The sequence below is a fragment of the Streptomyces sp. NPDC002690 genome, assembly GCF_053592415.1.
On record NZ_JBSFVR010000284.1, the window covers coordinates 1 to 9906 of the forward strand.

Here is a 9906-nt window from a genome sequence, read left to right on the forward strand (position 1 = left end):
GGCCAGCCCCCCGCCCCCCCGCCCGCCGGTTCCCCCGCCGGGCCCCCCCCCGCCGCGGCGGCGGGCGGCGACGCTCCGCGGCGGCTGTACGCGGACCCCGGCCTGCCGGACAAGGTCTTCCGTACGGTCGCCCGCTCCGGCGGGACCCTCGTCCTGCTGGTGATGCTGCTCGTCGGCGGGTTCCTCTTCGCGCGGGCCCGCCTGGCCCTGGCGGACGCCGGCTGGTCCTTCCTCACGACCTCCCAATGGGCCCCCGACGCGGGGAACTTCGGTATCGCCGCGGTGCTCGTCGGGACGGTCCTCATCGCCCTGATCGCGATCGTCTTCGCGTTCCCGCTGGCGCTGGGTTCCGCGCTCTACATCTCCGAGTACGCCTCACCGAGGCTGCGCCGCACCCTCATCAGCGTGGTCGACCTGATGGCCGCCGTGCCGTCCGTCGTCTACGGCCTGTTCGGGTTCTTCTTCCTCCAGGACAAGGTGGTGCCCACCGCCCGGTGGATCGCCACTTACCTCGGCTGGATACCGGTGTTCGGCGTCGAGGGCGCCGACCCGGACGACCCGCTGTCGCCGCCGAGCGTCTACACCTCGTCCTCGATGCTCGCGGGGCTGGTCGTCGCGATGATGATCGCGCCGATCATCTGCTCGATCATGCGCGAGGTGTTCTCGCAGGCTCCGGCCGGTGAGCGGGAGGGCGCCTACGCCCTCGGGGCGACCCGCTGGGGCATGATCCGCAGCGTCGTCCTGCCCTTCGCCAAGGGCGGCATCATCGGCGGCACGATGCTCGGGCTCGGCCGCGCGCTGGGCGAGACCATCGGTGTCTTCATGGTCATCTCGCTGACCTTCGACGTCCAGTGGCACGTGCTCCAGGCCGGTACCAGCTCCGTCTCCTCGCTCATCGCCCTGCGCTACGGCGAGGCGGGCGAGTTCGGGATGTCGGCGCTGATGGCGGCCGGGTTCGCCCTCTTCGTCATGACGCTGATCGTCAACTTCGCGGCCTCGTCCATCGTCGCCCGCAGCCGCTCCGGCGCATCCAGCGACGCGTGAGCGCGCCGCCCGCACCCCGCGCGGTACGCGCCCGGTTCTGCCCGGTTTCTTGCCCCAGAAATGAGCGTTACGACCATGACTCTGGCCCCTGAAGCGCCCCGCGCGACCGGTGGCGCGGACCCAGCCCCCGGCGCCGCGCCCCGTACCTTCCTGCCCGGGCCCGCCCGTACCAAGGACCCCGCCGGCGAGCGCCGCCGGGCCCTGTCCCCGCTCCGCGCCTCCGACCTGTACGCCCTGCTCGGCGCCGCCGCCGGATCACTCTCGCTGACCTGGCTGGTCTTCGCCCGCCTCACGCCGTTCAACGGCGTGGTCGGGTTCGTCGTCGTGGCGTACCTCCTCTTCCTGGGGCTGTACGCGCTGGTGGTCTCGCTGGACGAGGACGGCCCGGCGGTCGTGGACCGGGTGGCCGCCGCCGTGATCCGTTCCCTCGGACTGCTGCTGGTGGCGATCCTCGTCTACGTCGTCGTCTACGCGCTCTTCGAGGGCCGCAAGGCGCTGGTGCACCTCAGCTTCTTCACCGAGGACATGCGGTTCGCCGGTCCGCTGGAGCCGTTGTCGGTGGGTGGCGCGCTGCACGCGGCCGTGGGCACGCTCATCATGATCACCATCGCGCTGCTGGTCACCGTGCCGATCGGGCTGGTGTGCGCGGTCTTCCTCAACGAGGTGCCCGGAGCCTTCGCCCGCTTCGTGCGCACGGTGGTGGAGGCGATGACCGCGCTGCCGTCGATCGTGGCCGGCCTGTTCATCTACGCGACCGTCATCCTCGCCGTCGGCATGGACCGCTCCGGCTTCGCGGCGGCGCTCGCGCTCTCCGTGATGATGCTGCCGATCGTGATCCGCGCCGCCGACGTCGTCATCCGGCTGGTGCCCGGCACCCTGCGCGAGGCCAGCTACGCCCTGGGCACCTCCCGTTGGCGGACGGTCTGGCACGTCGTCCTGCCGACCTGCCGGTCCGGGCTGACGACCTCGGTCATCCTCGGTACCGCCCGGGGCATCGGCGAGACCTCGCCGGTGCTCCTCACGGCGGGCTTCACCGCCGAGATGAACTGGGACCCGTTCTCCGGGCCGATGGTGTCGCTGCCGCTGGCCACCTTCACCTTCGTCCGCTCGCCCGAGCCGAACATGATCTCGCGCGGATTCGGTACCGCCGCACTGCTCATGGCCTTGGTGCTGCTGCTGTTCGTCATCGCCCGGGTGCTGGGCGGACGCGGACCGGGGCAGCTCTCGCGCGGCCAGGAGCACCGCCGTGTCACCGCCTCCCGCCGGGACGCGGCCCGGTTCGCCGCGCGGGGCCCCGTACGCCCCGCGGAGCCGTCCACCGGCCCGGCGCCGAACCCGCACCAGTACCCCACGACACCGTGACGCGCCGCGCCGACGGCCGCGCGCCGCACCCGGACCCCCCGCTCCACCCCGCACCGCACACCCCGAACCTGCGTGCCGCGCACCCGCACGCCGCCAAGGAGAACATCGTGAGACCCGCCACCGTCCCCGCCCGTTCGGGGGTGATGCTGCTGGCCCTGCTACTGGTGTTCGGCGCGCTCTCCGCCGTCCGGGCACCCGTCGCCGAGGCCGCCTCGTACGCGAAGATCACCGGCTCCGGCTCCACCTGGAGCGCCAACGCGGTCACCCAGTGGGTCCGCAACGTCAAGGCCAACTTCGGCATGACGGTCAACTTCACCGACAACGGCTCCTCCCAGGGCCGTGAGCAGTTCCGCAACAACGTGGTGGACTTCGCCGTCTCCGAGATCCCGTACGGGCTGACGGAACAGGGCGTCCGGGACTCGCCCCCGCAGCGCGGCTACGCCTACATGCCGATCGTCGCCGGTGGTACGTCATTCATGTACAACCTCAAGATCAACGGCAAGCGGGTCACCAACCTGCGGCTCTCCGGCCCGGTCATCGCGAAGATCTTCACCGGGGCGATCACCCGCTGGAACGACGGCGCGATCAAGGCCGACAACCCCGGCCTGACCCTGCCCGCCCGCCAGATCATCCCCGTCGTCCGCTCCGACGGCTCCGGCACGACCGCCCAGTTCACCACCTGGCTGGCGAAGGAGCAGACATCGGTCTGGAACGCCTACTGCAACAAGACCGGCCGCGGCAGCGGTTGTGGCATGACCTCGAACTACCCCCTCCTCGGCGGGAGTTCGATGATCGCCAAGTCCGGGTCGAACGGTGTCGCCGGTCACGTCCGCCAGGCGTCCGGTGAAGGCGCGATCACTTACGTCGAGTACTCCTACGCCCTCAAGACGGGCTTCCCGGTCGCCAAGATGCTCAACACGTCCGGCTACTACGTCGAGCCGACCGCCGCCAGCGTGGCCGTCGGCCTGCTCGGCGCGAAGATCAACACGGACAAGAGCAGCCCCTCCTACCTCACCCAGATCCTCGACGGCGTCTACCGCAACGGCGACGACCGCACCTACCCGCTGTCCAGCTACAGCTACATGATCCTGCCGACGAAGGAGGAGGCCGGCTTCACCAAGAGCAAGGGCAACTCCCTCGGCACGTTCGGCCGTTACTTCCTCTGCGACGGTCAGCAGCAGGCGGAGGAGCTCGGCTACTCGCCGCTCCCGAAGAACCTGGTGCAGGCCGGCTTCGACCAGCTGCGCAAGGTGCCAGGAGCCCCCACCTCCGCGATCGACATCAACAAGTGCCGCAACCCCACCTTCTCCAGCGACGGCACCAACACCCTGGCCAAGAAGGCGCCCCAGCCGAAGGCGTGCGACAAGCAGGGCCCCACCCAGTGCACCACCGGCACCGCCGGTGACACCCGCACCACCCCGGTCAAGCCCAGTGCTTCCGGCACCGGCGGCTCCTCCGCGGGCGGCACGACCGGCACCACGACCTCGACGGGCGGCGCCACGGCGACCGGTGGTTCCACCGGCGGCCAAGGCTCGGAGACCGCGGGCACGGGCGGCGCGGCCACGGACACGGACGGGGACGGACAGCCCGACGCGACCGCAGGCGGTACGGGCGGGACGGACGGAACCACGGGCACCACGGTCGACCCCGACACCGGCGAGGTGATCACCGACTCGACGGCCGTCGGGGACAGTTCGGTCGTCGCCAACCCGGTCACCCTCGCCTCGGGCAGCGGCCTCGGGCTGCGCGGCGCGCTGATGGCCCTCTCCGCACTGCTGCTCGTCGCGCTGGTCGTCGTACCCCCGCTGACCGCACGGGCCATGGCCGCCCGCGCCCGGCGCAGGGGAGACGCGGCATGAGCGGCGCGCGGAAGACCCACAACGGCGAGCCGGAGGAGAGGAGACCGCTCGTGCGCCGCACGCGTGTGACGGCACCAGGGCGGCTCGTGTCCGCGCGGCGCCGGGTCGTGGCCGGCATGGGCGCGCTGACGGCGGCTCTCGTGCTCGCCGTGCTGCCGGTGCCGCCGGGCGGCGACACCCCGGCGAGCGCGGCGGAGCAGAACGGCTCCGCGGTGACGAAGACCGGCAGGAAGGGGCCGTACGACGACTTCTCCACGCTGAAGGTGACGGTCAGCCAGACCAAGGACCTGCGGGGGCAGGCGGTCAAGGTCTCCTGGACGGGCGCTACTCCGGGCACCACGGAGCCGGCCCGGGACTTCATGCAACTGATGCAGTGCTGGGGCGACGATCCCGACGCGGGGCCCTCGCGCGAGCAGTGCGAGTTCGGGGCGACGAGCAGCGCCTCTCCCGGTTCCACGCGGGCGCTCGTACCGAGCTCGGACGCCGACCCTGCCGAGGGCGACTACGCCGATCTCCCCGACGAACCCCTGGGCGGCAACAAGTTCGTTCCCTTCCGGCCGGTCAGCGGCGCCACGACGACGGGAGCCTTCGACTTCACCTATTTCACCGACGGGGACACCAACAACATTCCCTGGGTGGCGAACGACTCCGGGGGATCGGGTGAGGCCATCTTCGAGGTGCGGACCTCCGTGGAGTCACCGCACCTGGGTTGCGGAGCCCGCCGGAACGCCGAGGGAGCGATCCAGCCGTGCTGGCTCGTCGCTGTCCCGCGGGGCGACCACAACCCGGACGGCCGACTGGCGGAGTCCTCGTCGTCCCCCGCGGCGGCCAGTGCGCTGAGCCAGTCGATCTGGGACCAGCGCCTGACGTTCCGGCTCGACTTCCTTCCCGTGGGCGACAACTGCGACCCCGACAAGCCCGAACGGCGCACCATCGGCTCCGAGCTGGTCACCGACGCGATGACCTCGTGGCAGAGCAAGCTCTGCGCCGGCGGGACCCACCGGTTCACCTTCACGCAGGCCGGCGAGGAGACGGCCCGCTCGGCGATCACCGCACCCACGGACACCTCGCCCGGCCTCGCCTACACGGTGGACCCGGTGGAGACGGGCGGTGACGGCGCACCGGTGGTGCACGCGCCGGTCGCGGTCAGCGGCCTCACGATCGGCTTCCTCTGGAACTACGAAGCCGACGCGGTCTCCCATCACGTGAGCCGGCTCCGGCTCAACCAGCGGCTCCTGGCGAAGCTGTTGACCGAGTCGTACGTGGAGAACGTACGCATGGGCATCTACGGCCAACCCGAACCAGACACCGTCGCCGGCAATCCCATCCGGATCGCGGCGGACCCGGAATTCCTCCAGTTGAATCCTGAGGTCACCGCCGGGCGAGAGGCACCGAACGGGATGGTCGTGGGCCTGGAGAATTCCGACACGGCGCGCATGTTGTGGCGCTATCTCATCCAGAACGACGACGCCCGCTCATTCCTCGAAGGTGAGCCCGACCCGTGGGGAATGCATCTCAACACCAGCTACAAGGAGTTGGGACTGACCGAAGATCCCTTCGACTACTACCCGAAGAGCGACACGACATCCACCGCCACCCAGTGCGAGAACGTCGAATACAGCAGCCAGAACCTGGTGCCCTACGCCAACGACATGCACAGCACCGCGCTGAAGATCCGGCGGGGCTACTCGGGGCTGGCATTCATCTGCAACGCGACGACGCAGTTCGCGCTGTCGGGTACGCGTCCCAAGCTGAACAACGCTCATGAGATCGGTATCGCGGACACCGCTTCCGCCGATCGGTACCTCCTGGACGTGGCGGCCCTGCCCAACGCCGACGGCACCTTCGTGAAGCCGACGACTGCCACCATGCTCAAGGCGGTCACGCAGATGCCGGACTCCGCCGTCCCGGGAGTGAAGACGACCGACCCGGCCAAGGTACGCGGCAGCGCCTACCCGCTGACCTCCGTCGTCTACGCCGCGGCATCCGTCGACCAGCCGCAGGATGCCCGCGCGGACTACGCCAAGGTCATCCGGTACGCCGCGGGTGACGGGCAGACCCCCGGCACCGCGGCCGGCGAACTGCCGGCCGGGTACGCCCCGCTGCCGCAGCAGTTGCGTACCCAGGCGCTCGCGGCCGCGACCGCACTGGAGAAGGGCGTGGTCCCCGAAGGCGGGACCTCCGCGGACGGTGGTTCCACGGGCGGGGGCGACAGCGGCACCACCTCGGGCGGCGGCTCCGGCACGAGCGGTACGGAATCGGCTTCGTCCGGCTCGACGGGCGGCTCCACGGAGGCGTCCGGGTCCACCGGTACGTCCGGAACGTCCCCGGCGTCCGGGGGCGCGGCGGGCGGCACCGCCGCCATCGCCGCGGGAGGGAGTACCACGGCCACGGCGGCGTCCGGCACCACTCCCTCCGAACTGCTCGGCGCGGTCCGCTGGGTCCTGCTCGGCGTGCTCGTCCTGGGCGGCGCGGCCTCCCTGTCCGGGCCTGTCCTGCTGCGCCTCGCCGCGCGCAGGGGCGGGACGGAGGCGGCGGCCGGCTCTTAAGAATCCGGTGCACGGGATTCGCGCTTTCCAGGAGAAATCATCTCCGGGAAAGCGCGATTTCCCAGCGGCACCTCCGGAACCTCTACGGGTGGCGCAGGAAACAATCCATTCACTTGATCCGCCCTTCGGATTTGTGGTCACAGGCCCGCCGATCCGGAAGTGTGAGCACCGCCGGCCGACGGGCCGGAAGCGCGAAAATCCGGATTGCTCCACTGCTCCCTTCCTTGTCATCCGTACGCATGGAATCCGTTTCCACGGAGGAGAAAACAGTGAACGTCACGTCTCGTGTTCGTGCCGGTGCCGTCGTCGGTGCTGTCGCTCTCGCCCTCGGCGCCTTCGCCGCCCCGGCCGCTATCGCCGACCCGCCGGCCGCCGAGTACCGCACCCTCGCCGGTGTCGGTTCGGACACGACCCAGGACGTCGTGAACGCCCTCGGCAATGTGGTCCTGAACAGTTCCAACGCCAAGATCATCGCCTCGTACGACGCCACCGGCTCGGCGACGATCAAGACCCGCGCGACCAACTGTGTGGTCAACCGGCCCAACGGCTCCTCGGCCGGCATCACCGCCCTGGCCGCCGATGTCGCCGACACCACCGTCGACTGCATCGACTTCGCCCGTTCCTCGCGCGGTGTCAAGACGGCGGGCTCCACCCTCACCTGGATCCCCTTCGCGAAGGACGCGGTTTCCGTCGCGGTCCGCACCGACAGCGCGCTCTACGCCGCCGGCGCCCAGAACCTCACCACGGCGCAGCTGGCGTCCATCTACACGTGCAGCACGACCACGCTGAACGGCGTGACCCTCACCCCGCTGCTCCCACAGACCGGTTCGGGCACCCGCTCCTTCTTCCTGGAGAAGCTCGGCCTGACGGACGCCCAGGTCGGGTCCTGCGTCGACCAGACGGTCCAGGAGAACAACGGCGTCGCCCTGAACACCGCCGGCGACATCGCCCCGTACTCGGTGGCCCAGTACATCGCCCAGGTCAACGCCAAGGTCAGCGACATCCACGGAACGACCGACCTGATCCAGGTCAACAGCACCGCGCCCTACACCTCGGCCTTCGCCCTCAACACCGGCTTCACCTTCACCCGTGACGTCTACAACGTCGTCCCGACCGCGAAGCTCACCGACGCCACCATCGCCTCCACGTTCGTCGGCTCGACCTCCAAGGTCTGCGCCGCCGGTTCCACCATCACCTCTTACGGATTCGGCTCCCTCGGCACCGCCTGCGGCGCCACCACGATCACCGGCAACAACTAGTCACACCGCACCGCCGCGCACCACGGCCGGGCACCCCACGGGTGCCCGGCCCCCCGGCGTATCCCGTCCGGGGACCGCCGTCGCCGACGAACCCCGACCGGACGGTGTCCAGCGGACCGAGATCGTCCGCCCGGCCTTGATCCGCCGGACACCGCCTGGCCGGCCCGACGCGCATCACGGTGGGCACTCCACCGGCCCGGCCCGCCCACACATCCATCCATCCCATCCATCCACCTATCGCTCTCCTGGGGGACATCGCCCATGAACCGCTTGGCACCACTGAGATCGCCCGTGGCACTGCTGACGACGTGTGCCCTACTGTTCGCCGCGCTCGCGGCCTTGCTCGCCATGGCCACGCAGGCACACGCGTTCAGCACCGTCGGATCGCTCACACTCACCCCGGCGAGCGGCAAGATCGATGATCCGCTCATCGCGTCCCGCGCCGAGACCGACGGTCCGTGCCCCGCCGGGTCGGTCGGGGCACCGTCGCTCATGGTGGTCCTGCCCGGTCAGGACGGAGTCGGCCTCAAGCTGGCGAACTTCACGAACGACGCGGCGACCACCACCGATGGTCCGTTCGCCGGGGAGCTGAAGACAGCTGTCCCGGCCGTCCTCCACCGCACCCTGGGACAGCGCCTGCTGCAGGCCATCCCCGAGGGCTCGTTCGACGGTGTCTACACCGTGGGCCTCACCTGTGATTCGTCGGCGGCCGACGCACCTGCCTTCACCGCCCTCATCAAGGTGGAAGGGGACTCCTGGTCGGTCCTGGAGCAGAAGGCCACCACTGTCACGCTCTCCAGCGTTCCCGAGAACCCCGTGGTGGGCGCCGACTACACCCTGGTCACCACGGTGGTCCCGGAGGGCGCGAACGGGCGGATCACTCTCGCCTCGATGGCCGGTGTGAACACCGAGCCCGTGACGATCGCCGAGAAGGACACGACGGACGGAAAAGCGGAGTTCACCCTCACCGCACCGTCGACGCCCGGCGCGATCTACTTCCGGACGACCTTCACTCCCACCGACGTCCAGCAGTACGGGCCGTCCGTGACCGACGGCCAGGTCGTCGCTGTCGGGGCCCCCACCACCCCTCCCCCCACGACTCCCGCCCCCGGTGGGTCCGAGGACCTGGTGGTCACCGACTCCGAAGGCAACCCCCTCGAAGCCGACCCCGCGCTGGAGCCCGGTGACACCGTGAAGATCACCGCGCACGGATTCGCGGCGGCGGCCGCCGTCAAGGCCGACCTCGACGGCGGCACCGCCCTCACCGACGCGACCGCCGACGCCGAAGGCACCGTCACGGACTACGCGTTCACCGTGCCCGACGACATCGAGGACGGCGACCACGCCCTCACGCTGGCGGAGGACGGGTCCGGCGGGCAGAGCGTCGAGTTCGCGTTCACCACGGGCGCTGACGCGACCGGCGACCCCAGCGGCACTCCGACGGACGACCCGAGCGACACCGCGAGTCCGGACGCCTCCACCGCGGGCTCCGGCTCCGGCGACACCGGCGGCTCGGACGGTGGCAGCTCGGACACCGGCGGCCTCGGCACCGACTCGGGCTCGGGCTCGGGCGGCGGCGTACTCGCCTCCACCGGTGCCCAGCTCGGCACGGCCGCACTCGGTGGCCTCGCGCTGATCTCCGCCGGTGCCGCCCTCGTCATCCACGTACGCCGCAGGGGCATGCTCCACTTCGGCACCCCGCGTCACTGACCCGTCCCCGACCGACCCGTCCGCCGCGGCCTTGGCCACGCGTTAGTCATGGTGCTGCGCGTGCCGCGGCTCCTCGGACGCGCACCGTCGCACACCTCGCACCCATGTCCCGGAGGCGCATCG

General features: G+C 70.7%; 6 protein-coding genes. All 6 read left to right on the plus strand.

Annotation, left to right across the window (positions count from 1 at the left end; all coding sequences use genetic code 11):
- Positions 1–1044, plus strand: a 1044-nt coding sequence (gene pstC / locus ACWD3D_RS27385; RefSeq protein WP_451463456.1) for a phosphate ABC transporter permease subunit PstC, incomplete at its 5' end; no start/stop codon positions are given.
- Positions 1045–1119: 75 nt separating this feature from the next.
- Positions 1120–2406, plus strand: a complete 1287-nt coding sequence (pstA, locus tag ACWD3D_RS27390) for a phosphate ABC transporter permease PstA (protein WP_451463457.1) — start codon at positions 1120–1122, stop codon at positions 2404–2406.
- Positions 2407–2513: 107 nt separating this feature from the next.
- Positions 2514–4265 (plus strand): phosphate ABC transporter substrate-binding protein PstS, encoded by a 1752-nt coding sequence (pstS, locus tag ACWD3D_RS27395; RefSeq protein ID WP_451463458.1) that lies wholly within the window; start codon positions 2514–2516, stop codon positions 4263–4265.
- The gene (locus ACWD3D_RS27400) at positions 4262–6814 is read left to right on the plus strand and encodes a hypothetical protein (protein WP_451463459.1); all 2553 of its coding nucleotides are present in this window, start codon (positions 4262–4264) and stop codon (positions 6812–6814) included. The genes pstS and ACWD3D_RS27400 overlap by 4 nt, the downstream gene beginning before the upstream one ends.
- Positions 6815–7083: 269 nt before the next feature.
- A complete protein-coding gene (locus tag ACWD3D_RS27405) occupies positions 7084–8073 on the plus strand; it encodes a substrate-binding domain-containing protein (RefSeq protein ID WP_451463460.1) in 990 nt (329 codons plus the stop codon).
- Positions 8074–8364: 291 nt separating this feature from the next.
- On the plus strand, positions 8365–9783 hold the full coding sequence (locus ACWD3D_RS27410; RefSeq protein WP_451463461.1) for a hypothetical protein: 1419 nt from the start codon (positions 8365–8367) through the stop codon (positions 9781–9783).
- The last annotated feature ends 123 nt before the right edge of the window (positions 9784–9906 follow it).